Source organism: Deefgea rivuli DSM 18356 (assembly GCF_000620145.1).
In the GTDB taxonomy this organism is placed as follows: Bacteria; Pseudomonadota; Gammaproteobacteria; order Burkholderiales; family Chitinibacteraceae; genus Deefgea; species Deefgea rivuli.
Map to the genome: position 1 here is coordinate 194,652 of NZ_KK211083.1, position 19,712 is coordinate 214,363.

Here is a 19,712-nt window from a genome sequence, read left to right on the forward strand (position 1 = left end):
ATGCAGCGAAAGTCTTATCTTGCTGCGATTTTTTCTTTATTACTTAGGTTTTAGATGTATGTGAATGTAGGCCAATTAAAATATGGCTTGCAGGTGTATACCTATATATTGCTGCAATGCAGCACCAGCTGACTGCCTATCTTAGCGTAGCGCTTGCAAAAAGTAAGTTAATTTTGTTTGATTGCTGCAAATTGACTAGGGTCTGTTGACGTTTGGTTTACGATCACTTCGCCATGAGTTTTACAGTTGCATTGGAGCAGATTGTTTATGGCAACAGCATTTAGATCAGAAATTAAAGTGAGAACTGATTTAAGCAGATTGGATAGTGCCAAGATTTGATGCAGAGGGGAGCGTCCTTTGCGGACGTGTTTGATGCTTAAAACAAAAGATGAGAATTCATCATGAATGGGCGGCCCCTTCAAGGAAGTGAGCCGCCGCAGTGTGATTAAGGTTTTTCTAAAGGCTCGCTACTGATTTTGTTTTCAGGGCGCTTGAGTTTGAAATCGAGTTTGCTATTGAAAAACTCGCGGCCTTCATCGACTTCTTTAATGAGCGCGCGAACTTCAGACTCTTCAAAGCTAAATAGCGTTTCGTAGAAATAATCGTAACTTTCCGGATAGGCAAATGCGGCTTGGCGCATGAGAGTGTGGGCAATGGCCTGATTGCCACTGAGTGCTTCCATTACCGCTTGATCGGTCATTTGACCTGGATAAGGTCGAATTGCATTTAAGCGTCGTAAGATACCGAGCTTCCACGGCATTTCGCTGGTGCTGGCCACGATGTAATTGGATAAAGCAAAATCGGCGTAAAAATCGATCAGCGGGTTACTGCGTAGCCCTTCCAAGGTGTGAATTCGCTCGGCGTTGATTTTTTCCTCTTTGGCAGGATCCATGATGGGGTAGATTTTCAGGTAGAGCTGACCACCTAAAACGGCAATGGTTAATGCGATGCCGGCCCAAATCGTCCAAATCATCCGCGCCGCACTGGCTGGTAGATTGAACTGGGGCGCGTCACTGCGTAGCAAAAATAATGCAATCGCAAACGGGCCAAGAAAATGGAAATACCAGAGCGGATATTCGACCAAACTGTGCAGTAGCGATACCACCGCGAGCGATGCGCCAAACACAACAATAGGGTTATTCCACTGCCGAAATAGATTACAAAATGCCCACAGAATGCCGCCAACGATAATGAGACTGCCAAAAAGACCCGTCTCAGCCAGTAGGTTGAGTACTGAGTTATGGGCATGGGTAAACAGCACGCTTTCGGACACGATGGCAAATTCAGGTCTTAGCTGTAACGCAATACTTTGCGATCCATACGCGCCCCAGCCTAAGCCGAGCCAAGGATGATCCAAGAACGCGAGCCACGCTTTATGCCATTCAACCAAACGGCGTGAGCCATTTGAATCGATCCGATCTAGCCCTGTTGGCACTTCGTTTTTTGCTTTCAGCGCCGCTTGCAGCAATTCATTCACGACAGGTGCGATAAATTGCATGACGATAATCAGTACGGCAGCAATCGTTAAAGCCTTACCAAACTGGCGCACAATGACGCCGCCACGCCACCACAGGAACAGCCCCGCAGGCAACCATGCAAACGCGTATAAGAACGGTGAGCGTGAACCGCAAAATGCCAAAGACAGTGCCAACCACGGCGCAACAATCCAGAACATCCAGCGTGGCAATTCGTCTTTTTGCGTCACCAAATAGGCTGCGCTGGCTAAGCCCCACGCCAGATAATGACCGTACATATTTTTTTGGCCGATATTGCCAAAAATTAAGCGTGGGCCTTCTTGAATGAGCTGCATGATTTGCGGTACAGCCAGTCCCGAATTAAAGATCGCGCCTGCTAATAAACCCCATGCAAACATCGTGACCAATTCATTGCGGTCGTACACCGCGAATGCTCGCGATAAACCCCAAGCCACGCCACCTGCGCCGAGGGCATAGATAATCGGGTAAACCACTTCGGTATTGTAATAAGGCTGAATAATCAATGCTTGCACGCCAATCAAAGCGGCAAAGCTAATCCAGATCAGGCTAGTCCACGGTGGATTCGATTTTTCACCACGCTCATTCGGAATAAACGCGCAAGTGAGTGTGATCAGCACACACAGTACAAATGCGGCGAGTTCAGAAGGAAATACCGGATTGGGATTCCAGCGAAAAGGAATGCCGCAGGGCACAGCGGCAAATAAAAATAATAAAGTCTGCAAGACGCGCAGTTGGATTGGCATAAGTCGCTCGGGAAAAAATCAATCAGAATGAATGAGGTAGATCAGTAAAAATGTTCTTGCTGCGTCGTTTCCTGAGTCGTGCTTGCTGTAGTGTCGGCGCAGCCTTTGCCACAAATCGTTGTATACGCACTTAGGTGGTTTTAGGGCGATACAGCAGAGAGGCAATCACCACGCCGGCTTCATAAAGTAGCCACAGTGGGATGGCAAGCAGCAGTTGCGATACAACATCTGGCGGCGTGACCACGGCAGCAATGACAAAAGCGCCGACAATCACATACGAGCGAATTTCACGTAGTTTTTCAATCGTGACCACGCCGGTGCGAACCAGCACAATCACCGCAATCGGCACTTGAAATGTCACGCCAAACGCGAGAAACATCCCCATCGCGAAATCGAGGTATTCGCCGGAGTCGGGCAACCACTGCATGCTGGTGGGGACGACCGAAACGATAAACTTAAACACCACGCCAAACACCAGAAAATACGCAAATGCCATGCCTGCCATAAATAATAAACTCGACGCAATAATCAGCGGCACGATGAGTTTTTTCTCATGCTGATACAGCCCCGGCGCAACAAAGGCCCAAACCTGAAACAGCGTATGCGGCAATGTAGCGACCAAGGCAACCAGCGCGGCGATTTTCACTTGCACCATAAAAGGTGAGGCAATCCCGATGGTGACTAGCTTTTGCCCCGGCAACACATGCGCGAGTGGTGCAACCATGATGTCGTAAAGTTGGGCAGAAAATGCAAAGGCAATCCCGAAGCCAACGAGGAAAACGATCACGCCACGCACCAAGCGAGTACGCAGCTCTAATAAATGGCTAAATAAAGGCTGTAAATTATCGACCATATCTCGTTTCGTTGGCGGCCAAGCAAAGACGCGCAAAAAGCGCGCTGCGGCGGGGGTGGAGATGGGAAATATCAGGCGCTTGCATTTGGCTTAGCGTCGATCACGGTAGGCGCTGTTTGGTTGGCGCTGATCTTGTGCAAAAAAGTCGCGCTGTCCGTGTTGATCCTGAACGGGCTCGATGAAATGATCAGTTTCATCGGTCACCACATCTGCGGCGGGCGGCATTTGCGCGCCTTCAGCAAGCATATTGGCGGCATCTGAAAAAGGCTGCTGAATGGCGTTGTGGATTTCATTTGTGCCTTCGCGCAACTCAGCTTCTAGCTTTGCCAATTCACCCATTTGCATTTCTTGTTGCAATTCGGTTTTTACATTGGCAATAAAGCGTTGTAGACGACCCAGCAGCATCCCCGCCGTTCTCGCTACTTTGGGCATGCGTTCTGGGCCGACGACGATCAGCGTGACCGCACCGATGGTGAGTAGTTCGCCAAAGCTAATGTCAAACACGGCGCCAACCTACAGCGTGAGCTGTCGCCCAGTTTAAATTCGGCATGCATCACTCTTTGGGGATCTTATCAATTCTGGGTCAACGACAATCAGTGTGACCGCACCGAGGGTGAGTAATTCGCCAAAGCTAATAACACGGGCGTTACCTGCGTTGTGCGGAAATGGCCACAGCGCTAGCGTGGTTCTGCAATGGCGCACGATTAAGGTTTGTCGTTATCAATGACGCGGCCGACTTCTTTCTCGGCTGGTTTTTTGTCGGCGTCTTCGCCTTCTTTGATGCCGTCTTTAAAGCCTTTGACTGCCGAGCCTAAATCTTTACCTACTGAGCCGAGTTTTTTCGTACCAAAAACCAAAATAATAATGACTAATACCACTAGCCAATGCCAAATGCTAAATGAGCCCATGATGCACCTCGATGAAAAAAGTGTCTTGCTGATGCAAGGAAATAAATCTAGTGACCTTTAGGTATATCTATGCAGGCTAACTAATATAATGCCTAGCATCAATTACCCTTGTGGGGTACCTAGTACGTGTAAATGCAGGTGAAAAACTTCCTGTCCGCCGGCCAGTCCGGTATTGATTGCCGTTTTAAATCCTTCGCCCAAACCTTGTTCGCGCGCGATGCTTGGCGCTAAAGCGAGCATTTTGCCCAGCAAGGCTTGATCTTGCTCGGTCGTGGTGAGCAAAGATTCAATATGCCGTTTTGGAATCAGCAAAAAATGCACCGGCGCGGCAGGGCGAATATCGTTAAACGCCAGCACGTCATCATCCTGATAGACGATTTTCGCAGGGATCTCGCCGCGAACAATTTTGCAAAATAGGCAATCGCTCATGATGTCATCCAATTATTTGCGTGCGGCTTTTTCATCAATGCCGGAAATACCTTCTCGGCGCGCTAGCTCAGCCAATACATCTTCATGGCTCAAACCTTCATGCGCTAGTAGCACCAAAGTGTGAAACCATAAATCGGCGACTTCGCGCACGAGATGTAATTTGTCACCGTCTTTGGCGGCCATGATGGTTTCAACGGCTTCTTCGCCGATTTTCTTTAAGATCTCATCCGTGCCTTTGTGATAGAGCTTGGCCACATACGATGATGACGGATCTGCCGAACGACGCTCAGCCAGCGTGGTAGATAGTCGTTCAAGAATTTCGGTTGAAACCATAGCAGCTCCTAAAAGCAGAGGATTATATTGCGTGTAGATGACACTTTCGTGGCTATTGTAACGCCGCAGGCGATTTATGTGTTTCTGCTGGATCAAATTATTCAATGCTGCGCTAACGAAGAATTTAAGAGCGGGCGCGATAAGGGGGCAAATATGTGTTCTTCTGATAAAAGCGAGGGTTCTCAGGTAAAATCAGCCTAAATCCTGATAATCAGGGTGCGATTAATGTAAGCGATAGATGAGCTTGTTGTTCAACTGGAGAAATTAAAATGCAGCCCAGATTATTTCGCACTATGGCTTGTGGCCTAGCCGGTATCGCACTGTCGAGCATCGTTTTCGCGCAAGATGGCGCCGCGACCTTATTTCAGAATGTGCGAATTTATGATGGCAAAAGTAGTGCTTTGTCGGCAGCCAGCAATGTTTTGGTGAGGGGCAATCATATCGAGCGGATTTCAGCGCAGCCGATTGTGGCCGATGGCGCGACGGTGATTGCGGGCAATGGCCGTACTTTGATGCCCGGTTTAATTGACGCGCACTGGCACACGATGATGGTGCGGCCCAATCCGCTGCAAGCGATTGCCGCTGATATTGGTTACAGCAATTTGCTCGCCAGCGCAGAAGCGACAGCGACCTTGATGCGCGGTTTTACAACGGTGCGTGATTTGGGCGGCCCAGCGTTTGGTTTGAAGCAGGCGATTGATGATGGGTTGGTGATTGGGCCAAGGATTTATCCATCAGGCGCAATCATTTCGATTACCGGCGGACATGGTGATTTTCGGCAGTCTTTTGAAGTGCCGCGTGTAATCGGTGGTGGATTAAATCGGATGGAGCAAATTAACGGTACGATGATTGCTGACACGCCCGATGAGGTGCGGATTCGTACTCGCGAGCAACTCATGCTGGGGGCGAGTCAAATTAAACTCACTGCGGGCGGCGGAGTGGCGTCACCGCATAGTCCGCTAGATGCTTCGACCTTTACTGAAACCGAGCTGCGCGCCGCAGTGGAAGCGGCAGAAAACTGGGGCACGTATGTGGGCACGCATGCTTACACGCCAGTATCGATTCAGCGCGCGATTAAGGCGGGCGTGAAAGTGATTGAGCACGGGCATTTGATGGATGAAGCCAGCGCCAAGTTGATTGCTGAAAAAGGCATTTGGCTGAGTTTGCAGCCGTTTCTTGATGATAAGGATGCTGCGCCACTGCCTGCTGGATCAGTCAATCGCGAGCGGCAAATGCAAGTTTTTGCAGGTACGGATACTGCGTATGCCTTGGCTAAAAAATATAAAATCAAAACTGCTTTTGGTACCGATATCTTATTTTCTCAAGCTTTAGCGCAGCGACAAGGCGCGCAGCTGGCCAAGCTCACGCGCTGGTATAAAGTGCCTGAGTTACTCAAAATGGCCACGTCGACCAATGGTGAGCTTTTGCTGTTGTCGGGGTTGCGCAATCCTTATCCGGGTCGTTTGGGCGTGGTGGAAGAGGGCGCTTTGGCTGATTTGCTGCTGGTGAACGGCAACCCTATCGAGAATATTAAATTGATCGAAGATCCACAAACTAACTTTGTCGTGATTATGAAAGACGGCAAAATTTATAAAAACTTAGTTTCAGCCGATAAGTAGCGGCTTTTTAATATGAAAATAATGCAATCACGCTTCGCCCAACGATTATTGACTTGGATTCATACGCCGACGTCTTGGTTGTTCGCTATCTTGGTTTTTCTATGTGCATTTGGTTTGGTGGCGTGGGGATCTTTGGCGCTGTATTGGTCGAATTTACCTTGGAGCGAATTGCGCGTGGTGGCTGCGGCGGTGTTTGCGCTGTTTGGTATTTGGGCATTGTGGCTGACCTGCAAATCTAAAATGCGTTTTGTATTTGCTGCGCTGTTTTTATTGGTACTGGCCTATTGGTGGATGATTCCAGCATCGCATCAGCGGGAATGGCAAACTGATGTCGCTGTGATGCCGCGCGCGGTGATTGATGGTGATCGTGTACTGCTAAAAAACGTCCGCAACTTTCATTACACAGGGCGGGATGAGTTTACGGTGAAATATGAAGATCGAGAGGTATTGCTCTCCCACCTAACTGGCGTGGACTTCTTCATCTCATACTGGATGAAAGGCCCGGTGGGGCATACTTTTGTGAGCTTTATTTTTGATAATGCGCCGCCCGTTTCGATCTCGATTGAAACGCGGCCAGAAACGCACGAAGGCTTCGATCCGCTCGCATCGATGTTTAAGCAATTTGAGCTGATTTATGTCGTTGGCGATGAGCGCGATATTGTCGGTGTGCGCACTAATCACCGTAAGGAAGACGTATTTTTGTATCCAGTGAAAGTGTCTGCCGAATCGGCGCGAGCGTTGTTTTTGGTGTATTTGGAGCGGATCAATGAATTGGCCGACCGCCCAGAGTGGTACAACTTACTGAGTAATAATTGCACGCTGAATATTGTGCGTTATGCCAATCGTGTGGGGCGTGCGGATGATTTTAATATTCGCCATCTGCTTAATGGTTGGATTGATGCTTATTTGTTTAATGCGGGATTTTTAGATACTGATTTGCCGTTTGATGAGTTTCGTCGACTCTCGCATATTAATGAAGCCGCGCAAGCCGCAGAGGGTGCACCAGATTTTTCTGAGCGAATTCGTGCGCATTTACCAAGGCCGCCAGAGCGGGAAAAATAGTCCTTGATGACTTCGAACGGGACTAAGATGCGTTTGTTTTGCGTAGGTTTAGTGTAATCTCGACGTTGTATTGATTGCTGCGCAGCATTCATTTGGTTGATAATCAGTGCAATTCTGAAATTGCGCGTGCTATCTATGCTAGCTTGGTGTGAGCGCAGTTTTGCCCTTGAATTGAATCTATAGGAAGTCTTCAATATGCAACGTTCAAAAATGTGGCTACACGTGATTTCAGCAGCGGCTTTGCTGGCAATGACTAGCGTTTCTTTTGCTCACTCGACTGTGTCGTATGGTCGGATTACTGCGGTGAATGCCGCGACCGAAGGCAATGCCAATGCACAAGTGGCCGGCGCATTGGTTGGTGGTACTGTGGGTTTGGCATCGGGTTCTGGTCGATCTAGCAGCAACCGTGCTTTACGCGCCGTGGGCGGTGGATTTGCTGGGCAACAATTGACGCGTATGGCCACCAATTCACAGGTATTTGAATACACGATTCTGATGAATAATAATCGCACCATTACGATGGTCATCGATCAAGCCGGCAAGCGCGTGGGTGACTGCGTTTCAGTTGAGCAAGGCGCATTTAATAATCTACGTCTCGCGGCGGATTCTCGTTGTACTGGCCGTGCGCAAGCAACTGTGCCACGTAATGATGCCCGGAATGCGGATGCTTGCGATGAAGCTAAACAAGGCCTGTTGACAGCAACGACCGATGCAGCGTTCGATCAAGCCGAGCGCCGCGTGCGTTTGTTGTGTGGAAATTAATCGATTAGTTTTAGTGCCGTAAATAAAAAAACCACGCTGACTCGGCGTGGTTTTTTTGTGATCCAGATTAAAAATTAGTGCGAATGGCCAGCGCCATAAATAGCGCTCGGGTCTTTTAAGACTTCTTCAGTGACTTGCCATTGGCCATCCGTCAAGGTGCGGAAAAAGCAGCTTTCGCGGCCAGTATGGCAGGCGATGCCGCCTTCTTGGCGAATTTTATAAATCAGCACATCACCATCGCAATCGAGCTGAATAGCCGATACATGTTGAAAATGCCCCGATTCTTCACCTTTATGCCACAGTTTTTGTCGTGAGCGCGTCCAGTAGTGTGCAGTATGCTTCTGTGCGGTAAGCGCTACGGCGTCTGCGTTTGCATACGCAAACATCATGACGCGGCCGGTGCTTTCATCTTGCGCGATCACTGGAACAAGGCCTTTGTCGTCCCACTTAATCTCAGCGAGCCATGTTGGCAGACTCATAAACGCACCTCGATGCCGGCTGCCTGCATCGCAAGCTTGGCTTCACGCACCGAATATTCGCCGAAGTGGAAAATACTCGCTGCGAGTACCGCATCGGCATGCCCTTGGGTAACGCCATCGACCAAATGCTGCAGATTGCCTACGCCACCTGAGGCGATCACTGGAATACTGACTGCATCAGATACCGCACGCGTGAGCGGCAGGTTGAAACCGATCTTGGTGCCGTCTCTATCCATGCTGGTGAGCAAAATCTCACCCGCACCGAGTTGCTGCATTTTCAGTGCCCATTCCACCGCATCGAGCCCCGTCGCCCGGCGGCCACCATGCGTGAACACTTCCCAGCGGCTATTGGTTGCATCGGTTGCTTTGGCATCAATCGCCACCACAATCGCTTGGCTACCAAAACGGCTGGCGGCTTGTTCTACGACTTCGGGATTGGTCACTGCGGTGGTATTGATACTGACTTTATCCGCGCCCGCATTGAGCAGGCGGCGAACATCGTCTGGAACACGTACGCCACCACCGACGGTGAGCGGAATAAATACTTGCGAGGCGACGGCTTCGATGACGTGCAGGATTAGATCGCGATTGTCGCTAGAGGCGGTAATGTCGAGGAAAGTGAGTTCATCCGCGCCTTGCGCATCGTAACGGCGGGCGATTTCAACAGGGTCACCGGCATCACGTAGTTCGAGGAAATTGACACCTTTAACGACACGACCATTAGTCACATCAAGGCAGGGAATGATACGTTTAGCTAAAGGCATTTTATTTCCGTGCGGTATTGCACCGCAGATTATTCGAGTTGTTGCTGTTTCCAGGTTTCCCAGATTGCAGCGGCAGCTTCGGCATATTGGCTGCGGCCGCCGGCAAATTCGGGGGTAAACCATTGCGTGAAAACATTAAATATCAATTGCTGAACATCATCGACGCCCATGCACTGCGGCAGACTGCGCAAAATGCTGCCGACTTCGGGCGCATAGCCAGCAGGCTCTTGGACGAGCGTCATCATCATCGGGTCGCAATCAAACAAAATTTGGCAAACTTGGGCAAACCATTCGGGATTATTCGCGCGTATCCATTCGCCCGTTTTTTTCTCGTCGTTTGCCCAATCAAACCACTCTGGTTTTTCCATGCGCCCTCGATTGATTAGGCGGAAAGCTCATCCGCTAAATCTTGTGCTTTAGCAAAATCAATGGTGCCTTCGTAAATCGCACGGCCCGTAATCACGCCTTCGATGCCTTCATCGGCGACTTCGCATAATTTGCGAATATCATCCAGATCGGTCAAACCGCCCGAGGCAATTACCGGAATCGTCAATGCTTGTGCCAATTTAACGGTAGCTTCGATATTCACGCCAGACAGCATGCCATCGCGGCCGATATCGGTGTAAATGATGCTTTCTACGCCGTAGCCTTCAAAGCGTTTGGCTAAATCAATCACATTGTGATCGGTGATTTTCGCCCAACCATCAGTGGCTACCATGCCATCTTTGGCATCTAAACCCACAATAATATTGCCAGGGAAAGCGTCGCACGCTTCGTGCAAAAATCCCGGTTGCTTGATTGCCGCCGTGCCAATAATGACGTAATCGATGCCGGCATCAAGATACATTTCGATGGTTTCGAGTGAGCGAATCCCGCCACCCAATTGCACCGGCACTTCGCCTTTGATTTCAGCCAAAATGGCTTTTACCGCAGCTAAATTTTTTGGCTTACCTGCAAACGCACCGTTTAAATCTACCAAATGCATGCGGCGTGCGCCTTGGCCTAGCCAGTGGCTAACAAAACTTGCCGGATCATCGGAAAATACCGTTGCGCCTTCCATTTCACCTTGGCGCAGGCGGACGCACTGGCCATCTTTTAAATCAATTGCAGGAATAATCAGCATGATATGAGCGTGTAAATAAGTGAGTCGTTAATGGGCTTAAAACTAAGTTGGCAGTATAGGTTAAATATTTACTACTTTATGATTTCATTCGTTTTTCTGTAAAGAGAATATGTAGCTTAGTGCTTGCCGTTCCAATGCACAAAATTCTTTAATAATTGCAGGCCAGCAGTACTGCTTTTTTCTGGATGGCATTGAATCGCAAAAATATTGTCTTTCGCAATCGCCACGGCAAATCGATTTGGGTAACCCGTTTCAATAAAGGTATCGTGCGGCTCAGCGGGGGCGAAGTGGTAGCTGTGCACGAAATAAAAGCGTTCCGCATCGTTAATCCCCGCCCACAGCGGATGATCTTGCACGATGAACATTTCATTCCAGCCCATGTGCGGTACTTTGAGTTTTTGCCCATTCGCATCATGCATATTTTCAGGTTTGAACTTAATCACATTGCCTTTGAATACGCCTAGGCAATCCATATCGCCTTCTTCGCTGTGTTCAAACAATAATTGTGCGCCAACGCAAATGCCTAAAAATGGCTTATTCGCAGCCGCATCGAGCACCGCTTGTTTCAGGCCGCTGGCTTCTAGTTCGCGCATACAGTCGGGCATCGCACCTTGGCCGGGAAAAACGACTTTATCTGCACTGGCCACAACGGCAGGGTCGGCGGTCAGAATCACTTCCGCGTTATTCTCGGCGACCAATTCAAACGCTTTGGTGACCGAATGTAAATTGCCCATGCCGTAATCGACGATCGCAATGATAGGTTTTTTTGTCATATCAACCTACCAGCGTGCCTTTGGTTGATGGCGTAATGCCTGCCATCCGTGGATCGAACTCTACCGCCATGCGCAGTGCGCGGCCCAAAGCTTTGAAAATCGTTTCGGCTTGGTGGTGGGCGTTTTTGCCTTTTAGATTGTCGATATGCAAGCTGATTGCGGCGTGATTGACAAAACCACGGAAAAATTCGCCGAACAGATCCACATCAAAACCGCCAATCATGGCGCGAGTGTATTCACAGTCGTATTCCAAACAGGGGCGGCCCGACAGATCGATAACGACGCGGCTCAGCGCTTCGTCGAGCGGCACATAGCTGTGACCGTAGCGAACGATGCCTTTTTTGTCGCCGACGGCTTTAGCAAAAGCCTGACCTAGTGTGATGCCGACGTCTTCAACCGTGTGATGCGCATCGATATGTAAATCGCCAACGGCTTTGATTTCAATATCAAACAGACCGTGGCGCGCCACTTGGTCGAGCATATGTTCAAAAAACGGCACGCCAGTATCAAATTTACTCACGCCCGTTCCGTCGAGGTTCAGCGTAATGGTGATTTGAGTTTCTAGCGTATTGCGGGTCACAGTAACTTGGCGCATGAGTCAGTTCTCGGTATTTGGAGCGGAACGGCGCTTATTCTTATCCTGATTCAAATCTGAAATGTCGGCTTCGCGCCATCTTTGATTCAGAACGTGGACTAATACAGCGCGTTCACAGCAATAGACGCTTATTTTCTAACAGAAACCGCTCTACGGGAAGCTTTGTTAGCGTTTCTCTGTATTGCGACTGGATTTCTTCGGCGCGCGCAGCGCTGTGGCGATGCCTTCTTTGGCCCAATCGATCAGCTCGCTGGGTGTTTCTAGCGCGGATTCTGGCAGCGGATAGTAGCTCATGCTTTGCTGGCGACCATCTTTCATTGCATAAGTAAACGGCGCGAGTTGGGCGGCGATAAAGCGTGGGCGATTCAAATCATCGACTTTGACGTAGAAAATATCGTCGACGACGATGGCAAAAAATAGCTCGTCGCAATACACGCCAAAACCACCAAACATGGCTTTGGCGCGCAGTGTACCGAGCGGCGCGAGCTCGCCCAATAGATAATCGACGTACTCGCTGCGCTTAGCCATGATGAGTTAATCCAAAATGTCTTTGCATCGTGTCTTGCCTCGCCGTGTGCTAGGGTCTGTTGACGTTTGGTTTACGATCGCGCTGGAGCGATTTTCGCGGCAGATCAAGGCATTTCGTGCGAAGCATAGCCAGCTATTCGAGCACGGAATAACGCAGAGATGCCGCGAAAATCGCCCAGCCCTTCGGGTTTGGCTGCTTTTGGCCTGACCCTGCGTTACAAAACGCTGGCATAGAATGACTATGCGACGCGTCTTGTGCCTTGTTTCAGGCCAAAATCAGCACAAACGCGATTCGCAAACCAAACGCCAATAGACCCTAGACCGCTATTTGTAGTAGCGGCTACGCGTGGTTTGCACTAAGTGGTAAATAATCGTGCCTGCTGCCAGTGTTGAGAGCAAATGTTTCAGCGTGTGGCCGCTCATAAAACCAAGGACGGCGTAAATTTGATGGTCGGCCAGTTCGGCGACTTTGGCGAGTACATATAAAGCAATTGCCGCCGCAAATGCGATGCGAGTGCTTTTCGGTGCATGCCATTGCCAGATCGGGATTAGCAGCAGCGGCAAGGCTTGTAAGCCTAGATACAAGCGCAAGTCGCCGCTAAAGTGCCAGTACACGACGCCCCCGATGGCAAAAACGCTGAGTGCGATGACTAAAGGCCATTGATTTTTGTGCGCTGAAAAATTCTGCCAAACGCCTGCCAACAAGCCTGCGCAGGCCAATGAAATCGGCATGCGATCCCAAACGAGACGCTCGTCGTTTGGCGACCAGTGGTAATAGCCCGAGCCTATCGCAGTCAGGAAAATAGCGATAACAAACAGCGTGAAGCCTAAATTAAGCTGCTGACGCTCTGGCCATAGACGCAACATGCCCCACAGCGCGACCAGTGCAAAACCAGCATTGGACAGTACATCGCCGCAATTGATAATGCCAAAACGCAGCAACTGATCAGCAAATGAATGATAGCCTTCAAGCTGGGCAATCGGCCCGTGAACCAGCATGCCGATCAAAATCGCCAGCAAAACCAAGATAGTTAACAGCTTTTGCATACAAAACCTTGGGTACAGAAAGAGGTAGGGCAGCTTAGCATAAATGCACTAATTTGGCCTTGGGTGTGAATTGATGTTGGGGTATTTAAATCTAGGCTTTATTTATTAATGGCTGCATTTGTATACCTATGGTTTTTAATCTTTCATCCATTGCTGAAAGAACACTGTTCCAGCGGGTTAAGCTCACTGCTAGAAACCTTAGAAATTGAATTTTACTACTGAGATGCTGCGATTCAGTAGTTGATTGCATCACACGGGCTTGGTTCTGCAAATGGTAGGAACTTTCGCTGTGCCTTTGTCTTGGCGCAAATTGACTTTGCTGCGTATGCTTAATTTTTATGTAGGAGTTAAATAGTCGATGGTTGATGCAGTCAAATCCGACGTGCATAGCGCTCAGCTCAAAGCGGTTGAGCAGCTGATTTTTACCGAGCCTGTGTTGGCGCGGCAGAAATGCCTCGCCGTGCTGGCTGGCGCTCGGCAGGCATTTGATGCGCCAACGTTGATTGCCGCCGCTTTGCAATTGTCTTTAATTGAAGACCAATTGGGCGATTTGGAGAGCGCAATTGCGGTGCTGTCTGAGGCGTTGGTATTTGCCGAGGAATTTAAATTGCAGCAGCGTTTGCCCCAATTGTTAGAGCAAATTGGACGTTGCTATTATTCGCAAGCGCGCTACCCGCAAGCTTTGGAGTTTTGGCACCAATGTGCGGTGCTCTGCGGGAATGATGCTGATTTTATTGCAACGCGTGGTCTGGCTCTGATGGGGCTTGGGCAAATTTGCGATGCTTGTGGTGAAAATAGCCAAGCGATTACTTTGCATCAGCGGGCTCACACTTTACTGGCCGGCATCAATGATTGTTTTTTGCTGACGATGGCGAAAATTAATTGGGCCGTGAATTTACAGAAAACAGGGCAAAACGATGCCGCTGAATTCATTTTGCAGGATGCTTTGCAATTAAGTCTGACGCACCAATTACCTCATCATGCGGCGGAAAGCTATTTCCGTTTGGCTGAGATTGCAATTGTAAAGCAGCATTGGGATCAAGCAGAACGCTTGCTGGAAGAAGGTTTGTTAACCTTGGCGACAACGCCTTATCATTGGTGTGAAGTGAATCTGCTGGCGCTGTGGGCGACGGTTGCGGCACAGCAGCAGCGGCTAGCCCAAGCACTCGAAAGCGTAAAACGTGGTCTATTAATTGCTGAGCAGGATGGTTTGCGGCATTTGGAAATGCGCCTGAATCAGCAAGCGTCGCAATATGCGCGTGCGATGGGGCTGGATGATCAGGCGGAAGAATTTTTGCGTAAAAGTCATTTTATCGAAATTCATTTAAATACGGCATTCGCACCAACCACGCTGTTGAATTTCAGTGCACTGAGCGATTTGCTGATTTAGTTGCTTCGCTATTTCGCCTATGATGGCTATGGTTTGACGCAAAATAATTAAAATCATGATTCCAATCTCAAACACCACCGCGCTGCGCCTCTGCATGCTCGGAGTCTCCTTGCCTAGGCTCGGTATTTTACGAATTAAGGCGAATCGATAATGCCCATGATTGAGCCGCAGCCTCGTCAATCTCAATTAGATGCGATTCAAGCGCTCTTGTTTACTGAGCCGGTGCGCGCACGCGAGCTTTGCTTGGCGCTGCTTGCTCAAACGCGGCAAACTTTTGATGCGAAAACATTTATTGCAGCGGCTTTGCAACTTTCGCAAATTGAAGATCAGCTTGGGGATTTAACGAGCGCAATTAATCAGTTATTCGAAGCAATGGTTTTTGCTGAGGAATTCAAACAAAGCCAGTGTCGACCTGAAATTCTCGAGCAAATTGGCCGCTGTTATTACACTCAAGCTTGCTACCCGCAAGCGCTAGAGCATTGGCTGCAATGTGTGGTTTTATGTGGCAAAGATGCCGAATTTTTGAAAACCCGTAGTTTGGCTTTAATGGGCTTGGGGCAGATTTGTGATGTGTGGGGCGATCATGCCTTGGCGGTCAGAATGCATGCGTCAGCGCATCAATTGCTGCTTGATACTGGCGATGTGTTTTTGCGTGTTAAAGCCAAAATTAATTGGGCAGTGAATTTGCAAAAAACCGGCGATTTGATTGGCGCGAAAGAATTATTACGCCGCTCCTTAACTTTATGTTTGCAGCATCAGCTCCCGCATTACGCCGCCACCAGCTCGTATCGGCTGGCTGAAATTGAATTGATGAATGGGCATTTAGAGGCGAGTGAATGCTTAATTGAAGAGGGTTTGGCGATTGTCGCTATTACGCCTTACCATTGGGCCGAAGTCAATTTACTGGCGCTTTGGGCGCAATTGATGGAGAAGCGCGGGCAAAGTCAACAGGCCTTAGACATTGTTCAGCGTGGTTTGCAAATCGCGCAGCAAGACGGCTTTCGCCATCAGGAAATGCGTTTGGCCGATCAGGCCGAGCGCTATGCGCGTGCAATTGGCAAAATCGATCTGGCTGACGATTATGCTCGGAAAGTAAACTTTATTATGCTGCATTTAAATACCACGACCACTCCGCAATTTGCACCGAATTTATCGAGCTTAAGTGATTTATTAGAGTAAGGGTATAGACCCGTAGCTTAATATTGGCGAGCGCTGCATTTATATAAATAAATAAAAAATCCGCAATAAAGCGGATTTTTTTATGGTTAACGATTTCAAATCGGCTTATTGATCTAAGCGCATTTCTGCTGCATTGGCATGTGCCGTCAAACCTTCGCCGTGCGCCAAGATGCTGGCGATTTTGCCGAGCTTTTGTGCGCCAGCTTGCGAGACTTTAATCAGGCTAGAGCGTTTTTGGAAATCGTACACCCCAAGAGGACTAGAGAAGCGCGCGCTGCGGGCGGTTGGCAATACGTGGTTGGGGCCGGCGCAATAGTCGCCCAAACTTTCCGAAGTGAATTGCCCCATAAAAATCGCGCCAGCGTGGCGAATTTGCGGCAGAAGCGCGTCAGGATCGGCGACTGACAATTCCAAATGCTCGGGTGCGATGTAATTGCTGATTTCACACGCCTCAGCCAAGTCTTTAACCAGAATCAGTGCGCCGCGATTGGCGAGCGAGGCGCTGATAATGTCTTTGCGCGGTTGGCTTGGTAGTAGTTTAGCGATGCTGGCTTCAACTTCAGCCAAGTAAGCGGCGTCGGTACAGAGCAAGATCGATTGCGCGATTTCGTCGTGTTCGGCTTGGCTAAATAGATCCATCGCCACCCAATCGGCTGGCGTTGTGCCGTCGGCAATCACCAAAATTTCGGATGGGCCAGCGACCATATCGATGCCGACAATCCCAAATACCGCGCGTTTGGCGGCGGCGACGTAGGCGTTGCCTGGTCCGGTGATTTTGTCGACTTGCGGAATCGTTTGCGTACCAAACGCTAGCGCGCCAATCGCTTGCGCGCCGCCAATCGTAAACGCGCGCGACACGCCAGCGACATACGCCGCACCGAGCACCATATCATTGCGCTCGCCACGCGGCGTTGGTACGACCATGATGATCTCGGCCACGCCCGCAACGTGCGCCGGAATCGCGTTCATCAAGACGGACGAAGGATAAGTCGCTTTGCCGCCCGGCACGTAAATGCCAACGCGATCGAGTGCAGTGACTTGCTGGCCGAGCAGCGTGCCGTCTTCGTCTTCGTACGACCACGATGCCATTTTTTGTTTTTCATGAAAGCTACGCACGCGGGTCGCAGCGGCTTGCAGCGCGCCAGCTTGATCTGCTGGCAAGCGCTCGAATGCGGCTTTGAGTTCAGCCTGCGTGAGTTCTAAATCTGCCATCGATTGGGCGGATGTGCCGTCAAACTGATTGGTATACGCAATCACCGCGTCGTCGCCACGCGCTTTCACATCGGCCAAAATGGCGGTAACGCGAACATCGACTTGCGGGTCTTGTGAGGTTTCAAACGCCAGCAGCGCGGCGAGTTCAGATTGAAAATCGTTCGAGGTGGAATCAAGACGGCGAATCATGGCGTAGACCCAAGGCAATAAAAGTTACGCTGATTATACCCTGACTTACGGGGGTGACTGCAGTGCTGCGGCATTGATCTGCGTAATATCAGAGCACTAGGGTCTTGTGGATGGTTGACCGGGTTTTTGCTGCGCGGGGTGTGATGCTGATGTGTTTTAAAGGTTGAATTTATTTTTATAGGTATTGCCATCTAGGCTTTATTCTCAAATGGCTAGATGGCAATACCTATTGGTTAGTGCTTTTGGTCTGAGACCGAATGCAGTAGTTTGTCGGTGTAGGCGAGCGCGGCTGCGGAGATGAGGAAGGTCAGATGAATCGTCACCTGCCATTTTATCGTCGCTTCTGGAATTTGGGACGCGTTGATAAAGGTTTGCAATAAATGAATCGACGAGATACTGATAATCGCCATCGAGAGTTTAACTTTCAGCACCGTGGCATTCACGTGGCTGAGCCATTCAGGTTGATCAGGATCGTTATCAAGACGCAAACGCGAGACAAATGTTTCATAGCCACCCATTGTGACCATGAGCAGCAAATTCGCAATCATCACCACATCAATTAAGCCCAATACCGTGAGCATCACGTCCGTTTCTGACATCGACGTGAGGTTCATCAGCATCCGCGTCAGTGCCGCTAGAAATTTATACGCGTAAACGCCTTGAACGATAATAAGGCCAAGATAAATCGGCAGTTGTAACCAGCGGCTATTAAAAATAACCTTCGCCAGTAGCGTGGTTTTTTTCGGATTGGCATTAGTAGGGGGCAGCATAGGCTCTTTGTGTTGCGTTGCAAATGGGCTTAAATTGTCTCTGTTCTGGCGGCTGTTTGGCAAGTGACTTTATAAATACGGGGGATTTGAAAGTATAAAAAAGCCGCTGGTGCATCGCACAAGCGGCTGGAGTAGCCCGTGTTTTTACTGGAGCCGGATGGTTACTGAGCTGGGCAGTCGCGCTGTAATTCGGCCAGTTTTTTTCGCAGGATTTCATCCATTTGTTCTTGGCTCATACTCAAACCTATTTTACTCATTTCGGCCTGTATGGCAGAGACCATTTCACTGCGTTCTGCCGCTGTTATTTCTCGGCATGGATCTTTTTTCGCTACTATTTCGTTATCGCTGGATTCTTCTGCGTCGATGGTTTCAGTTTCATCGTTATTTGCTGCTTCGGCTTCTGCATCTATTTTATTGTGTTGTGATAGGGCGTTAAAATCAGTTTTTTCAAAAGCAGAAGGCAGGCTGAGTAAGGAAATGACAATGCCGATACTGCCAGCAATGATAATAAATAGCGTGGGTGGTTCGGCAGGAAGACCATAATCATTTTCACCTGCATTACCCTCAAGGCTCATTAGCGCGAGTGAGCCCAGCATCATCAGGCCATAAAATATGGCCCCAAGTCGGGCGTCGATGAAATACGCCACAATCACCGCGAGGCAGCTCCACGCGACCCAACTGCCAGGTTTATTTAAGTCGTGCAGGCGTAATACGGCAATTCTCAGACACTGTGCTACTGCAAATAGGCTGGCTAGTCCTGCAAGAATTAATAGCGGTTTGAACGTACTCAAGAAAATCATTAGCAGCGCGCCAATGAAGATCACTAGCGTCATTAAAACGCTTTGCGCCAGATAACGCATTCGCCCAAGTCGCCCTTGGAAGCTCAATTCAAATAAGGCTGGGGTGGCAAATTCTTCGTCATTTTCGATGGGCGCAGCGGTTCGAGCCGTAGTGTTGTTTCGATTGACCGTGCTGATGATAGGCTCTGGTATCGCTTGTGCGGCTAAAACGCGTGGCATGTCGCAACCGCAGCCTAGGCATAGCGTGCGTTTGGGCTGTTGGCGGCCGCAGCTGGGGCAAGCGATGGTTTCTACTTCAGCGATTACCATCACGGGAGCTACTGCTAATGGGGGGATTTCGCTGGGTACTTTTGGCTTGGCTACTGGCGGAGTAATCGCTTCTGCGCGTACTTCAACGCCGACTTTACCGAGTAAGCTTAAATAAGTATCTAGCTGCGCTTTGGGAAGCTCTTTTTTGATAATGCTGGGAGCGCTTGCGAGTAAATGAGCGGCTTTGGCGTAATCGAGCTTGAGGAGTTGTGCGAGCGATTGGGTTGCATTTTCAGGGCTCACGCCTGGTAAAAAATTGCCAGTCAGCACCAGACGGATTGTATCGCTCATGATTAAGCCAGATAAGAATAGCCGATCATCATATTTAAATTACTTCTTGATTGCAATT

22 protein-coding genes are annotated in these 19,712 nt (G+C 49.4%); 5 read left to right on the top strand and 17 right to left on the bottom strand.

Translation table 11 applies throughout. From position 1 onward, the window contains the following. Positions 1 to 445: 445 nt before the first annotated feature. The 6 genes from Q320_RS0115855 to Q320_RS0115880 form a co-directional block, all read right to left on the bottom strand. Positions 446 to 2,239 carry a PglL family O-oligosaccharyltransferase gene (locus Q320_RS0115855; RefSeq protein WP_027469805.1) on the bottom strand — a complete coding sequence of 598 codons (1,794 nt, stop codon included), beginning with the start codon at positions 2,237 to 2,239 and terminating at the stop codon, positions 446 to 448. Between the two features lie 130 nt (positions 2,240 to 2,369). After that, positions 2,370 to 3,092, bottom strand: a complete 723-nt coding sequence (tatC, locus tag Q320_RS0115860; protein WP_027469806.1) for a twin-arginine translocase subunit TatC — start codon at positions 3,090 to 3,092, stop codon at positions 2,370 to 2,372. Between the two features lie 90 nt (positions 3,093 to 3,182). Next, positions 3,183 to 3,596 carry a Sec-independent protein translocase protein TatB gene (gene tatB, locus Q320_RS20265; protein ID WP_051534830.1) on the bottom strand — a complete coding sequence of 138 codons (414 nt, stop codon included), beginning with the start codon at positions 3,594 to 3,596 and terminating at the stop codon, positions 3,183 to 3,185. Between the two features lie 200 nt (positions 3,597 to 3,796). Further along, complete coding sequence (gene tatA, locus Q320_RS0115870) at positions 3,797 to 4,000, bottom strand: Sec-independent protein translocase subunit TatA (RefSeq protein ID WP_027469807.1); 204 nt, start codon at positions 3,998 to 4,000, stop codon at positions 3,797 to 3,799. 102 nt (positions 4,001 to 4,102) lie between these two features. Continuing rightward, entirely contained in the window at positions 4,103 to 4,429 is a 327-nt protein-coding gene (locus tag Q320_RS0115875) for a histidine triad nucleotide-binding protein (protein ID WP_027469808.1), read from the bottom strand. Positions 4,430 to 4,441: 12 nt separating this feature from the next. Continuing rightward, complete coding sequence (locus Q320_RS0115880) at positions 4,442 to 4,762, bottom strand: phosphoribosyl-ATP diphosphatase (protein WP_027469809.1); 321 nt, start codon at positions 4,760 to 4,762, stop codon at positions 4,442 to 4,444. 269 nt (positions 4,763 to 5,031) lie between these two features. Between Q320_RS0115880 and Q320_RS0115885 the strand changes: the two genes are divergently transcribed. The 3 genes from Q320_RS0115885 (at position 5,032) to Q320_RS0115895 (ending at position 8,205) form a co-directional block, all read left to right on the top strand. Beyond that, positions 5,032 to 6,381, top strand: coding sequence for a metal-dependent hydrolase family protein (locus Q320_RS0115885; protein ID WP_035854016.1), 1,350 nt, complete (start codon positions 5,032 to 5,034; stop codon positions 6,379 to 6,381). A gap of 12 nt (positions 6,382 to 6,393) precedes the next feature. After that, complete coding sequence (locus tag Q320_RS0115890; RefSeq protein WP_027469811.1) at positions 6,394 to 7,443, top strand: Lnb N-terminal periplasmic domain-containing protein; 1,050 nt, start codon at positions 6,394 to 6,396, stop codon at positions 7,441 to 7,443. A gap of 195 nt (positions 7,444 to 7,638) precedes the next feature. Then, positions 7,639 to 8,205: a hypothetical protein gene (locus Q320_RS0115895; protein ID WP_027469812.1), complete on the top strand. Its 567-nt coding sequence runs from the start codon at positions 7,639 to 7,641 to the stop codon at positions 8,203 to 8,205. A gap of 74 nt (positions 8,206 to 8,279) precedes the next feature. On the opposite strand, the gene hisI is transcribed toward Q320_RS0115895, so the two are convergent. From hisI to Q320_RS0115935, 8 genes are all read right to left on the bottom strand, one after another. Continuing rightward, positions 8,280 to 8,684 (bottom strand): phosphoribosyl-AMP cyclohydrolase, encoded by a 405-nt coding sequence (gene hisI, locus Q320_RS0115900; RefSeq protein WP_027469813.1) that lies wholly within the window; start codon positions 8,682 to 8,684, stop codon positions 8,280 to 8,282. Further along, complete coding sequence (hisF, locus tag Q320_RS0115905; RefSeq protein WP_027469814.1) at positions 8,681 to 9,448, bottom strand: imidazole glycerol phosphate synthase subunit HisF; 768 nt, start codon at positions 9,446 to 9,448, stop codon at positions 8,681 to 8,683. The genes hisI and hisF overlap by 4 nt, the downstream gene beginning before the upstream one ends. 29 nt (positions 9,449 to 9,477) lie before the next feature. Next, a complete protein-coding gene (locus Q320_RS0115910) occupies positions 9,478 to 9,816 on the bottom strand; it encodes a hypothetical protein (RefSeq protein WP_027469815.1) in 339 nt (112 codons plus the stop codon). Between the two features lie 14 nt (positions 9,817 to 9,830). Then, positions 9,831 to 10,571 (bottom strand): 1-(5-phosphoribosyl)-5-[(5-phosphoribosylamino)methylideneamino]imidazole-4-carboxamide isomerase, encoded by a 741-nt coding sequence (gene hisA, locus Q320_RS0115915; RefSeq protein WP_027469816.1) that lies wholly within the window; start codon positions 10,569 to 10,571, stop codon positions 9,831 to 9,833. A 116-nt stretch (positions 10,572 to 10,687) separates the two neighbouring features. Next, complete coding sequence (gene hisH, locus Q320_RS0115920) at positions 10,688 to 11,344, bottom strand: imidazole glycerol phosphate synthase subunit HisH (RefSeq protein WP_027469817.1); 657 nt, start codon at positions 11,342 to 11,344, stop codon at positions 10,688 to 10,690. Position 11,345: 1 nt separating this feature from the next. Next, the gene (gene hisB, locus Q320_RS0115925; protein ID WP_027469818.1) at positions 11,346 to 11,939 is read right to left on the bottom strand and encodes an imidazoleglycerol-phosphate dehydratase HisB; all 594 of its coding nucleotides are present in this window, start codon (positions 11,937 to 11,939) and stop codon (positions 11,346 to 11,348) included. A gap of 165 nt (positions 11,940 to 12,104) precedes the next feature. Beyond that, positions 12,105 to 12,467: a TfoX/Sxy family protein gene (locus Q320_RS0115930; RefSeq protein ID WP_027469819.1), complete on the bottom strand. Its 363-nt coding sequence runs from the start codon at positions 12,465 to 12,467 to the stop codon at positions 12,105 to 12,107. Positions 12,468 to 12,791: 324 nt separating this feature from the next. After that, the gene (locus Q320_RS0115935) at positions 12,792 to 13,514 is read right to left on the bottom strand and encodes a hypothetical protein (protein WP_027469820.1); all 723 of its coding nucleotides are present in this window, start codon (positions 13,512 to 13,514) and stop codon (positions 12,792 to 12,794) included. Positions 13,515 to 13,872: 358 nt separating this feature from the next. Between Q320_RS0115935 and Q320_RS0115940 the strand changes: the two genes are divergently transcribed. Both Q320_RS0115940 and Q320_RS0115945 read left to right on the top strand, forming a co-directional pair. After that, positions 13,873 to 14,904 (top strand): tetratricopeptide repeat protein, encoded by a 1,032-nt coding sequence (locus Q320_RS0115940; protein WP_027469821.1) that lies wholly within the window; start codon positions 13,873 to 13,875, stop codon positions 14,902 to 14,904. Positions 14,905 to 15,054: 150 nt separating this feature from the next. Beyond that, positions 15,055 to 16,083, top strand: coding sequence for an ATP-binding protein (locus Q320_RS0115945; protein ID WP_027469822.1), 1,029 nt, complete (start codon positions 15,055 to 15,057; stop codon positions 16,081 to 16,083). Between the two features lie 105 nt (positions 16,084 to 16,188). On the opposite strand, the gene hisD is transcribed toward Q320_RS0115945, so the two are convergent. From hisD to Q320_RS0115960, 3 genes are all read right to left on the bottom strand, one after another. After that, complete coding sequence (gene hisD / locus Q320_RS0115950) at positions 16,189 to 17,484, bottom strand: histidinol dehydrogenase (protein ID WP_373277232.1); 1,296 nt, start codon at positions 17,482 to 17,484, stop codon at positions 16,189 to 16,191. 233 nt (positions 17,485 to 17,717) lie between these two features. Beyond that, entirely contained in the window at positions 17,718 to 18,254 is a 537-nt protein-coding gene (locus Q320_RS0115955; protein WP_051534831.1) for a TIGR00645 family protein, read from the bottom strand. Between the two features lie 161 nt (positions 18,255 to 18,415). Further along, positions 18,416 to 19,654 (bottom strand): DUF805 domain-containing protein, encoded by a 1,239-nt coding sequence (locus Q320_RS0115960; protein WP_027469825.1) that lies wholly within the window; start codon positions 19,652 to 19,654, stop codon positions 18,416 to 18,418. Positions 19,655 to 19,712 lie beyond the last annotated feature (58 nt).

Excerpts from the sequence above, each read along its gene's own strand:
- Q320_RS0115895 (WP_027469812.1), top strand. The coding sequence starts at position 7,639 with ATGCAACGTTCAAAAATGTGGCTACACGTGATTTCAGCAGCGGCTTTG.
- Q320_RS0115890 (WP_027469811.1), top strand. The coding sequence starts at position 6,394 with ATGAAAATAATGCAATCACGCTTCGCCCAACGATTATTGACTTGGATT.
- hisD (WP_373277232.1), bottom strand. The coding sequence starts at position 17,484 with ATGATTCGCCGTCTTGATTCCACCTCGAACGATTTTCAATCTGAACTC.
- hisA (WP_027469816.1), bottom strand. The coding sequence starts at position 10,571 with ATGCTGATTATTCCTGCAATTGATTTAAAAGATGGCCAGTGCGTCCGC.
- hisF (WP_027469814.1), bottom strand. The coding sequence starts at position 9,448 with ATGCCTTTAGCTAAACGTATCATTCCCTGCCTTGATGTGACTAATGGT.
- Q320_RS0115960 (WP_027469825.1), bottom strand. The coding sequence starts at position 19,654 with ATGAGCGATACAATCCGTCTGGTGCTGACTGGCAATTTTTTACCAGGC.
- Q320_RS0115930 (WP_027469819.1), bottom strand. The coding sequence starts at position 12,467 with ATGGCTAAGCGCAGCGAGTACGTCGATTATCTATTGGGCGAGCTCGCG.
- tatA (WP_027469807.1), bottom strand. The coding sequence starts at position 4,000 with ATGGGCTCATTTAGCATTTGGCATTGGCTAGTGGTATTAGTCATTATT.
- tatC (WP_027469806.1), bottom strand. The coding sequence starts at position 3,092 with ATGGTCGATAATTTACAGCCTTTATTTAGCCATTTATTAGAGCTGCGT.
- hisH (WP_027469817.1), bottom strand. The coding sequence starts at position 11,344 with ATGACAAAAAAACCTATCATTGCGATCGTCGATTACGGCATGGGCAAT.
- Q320_RS0115955 (WP_051534831.1), bottom strand. The coding sequence starts at position 18,254 with ATGCTGCCCCCTACTAATGCCAATCCGAAAAAAACCACGCTACTGGCG.
- Q320_RS0115910 (WP_027469815.1), bottom strand. The coding sequence starts at position 9,816 with ATGGAAAAACCAGAGTGGTTTGATTGGGCAAACGACGAGAAAAAAACG.
- Q320_RS0115855 (WP_027469805.1), bottom strand. The coding sequence starts at position 2,239 with ATGCCAATCCAACTGCGCGTCTTGCAGACTTTATTATTTTTATTTGCC.
- Q320_RS0115875 (WP_027469808.1), bottom strand. The coding sequence starts at position 4,429 with ATGAGCGATTGCCTATTTTGCAAAATTGTTCGCGGCGAGATCCCTGCG.
- Q320_RS0115945 (WP_027469822.1), top strand. The coding sequence starts at position 15,055 with ATGCCCATGATTGAGCCGCAGCCTCGTCAATCTCAATTAGATGCGATT.
- Q320_RS0115935 (WP_027469820.1), bottom strand. The coding sequence starts at position 13,514 with ATGCAAAAGCTGTTAACTATCTTGGTTTTGCTGGCGATTTTGATCGGC.
- hisB (WP_027469818.1), bottom strand. The coding sequence starts at position 11,939 with ATGCGCCAAGTTACTGTGACCCGCAATACGCTAGAAACTCAAATCACC.
- Q320_RS0115885 (WP_035854016.1), top strand. The coding sequence starts at position 5,032 with ATGCAGCCCAGATTATTTCGCACTATGGCTTGTGGCCTAGCCGGTATC.
- Q320_RS0115940 (WP_027469821.1), top strand. The coding sequence starts at position 13,873 with ATGGTTGATGCAGTCAAATCCGACGTGCATAGCGCTCAGCTCAAAGCG.
- Q320_RS0115880 (WP_027469809.1), bottom strand. The coding sequence starts at position 4,762 with ATGGTTTCAACCGAAATTCTTGAACGACTATCTACCACGCTGGCTGAG.
- hisI (WP_027469813.1), bottom strand. The coding sequence starts at position 8,684 with ATGAGTCTGCCAACATGGCTCGCTGAGATTAAGTGGGACGACAAAGGC.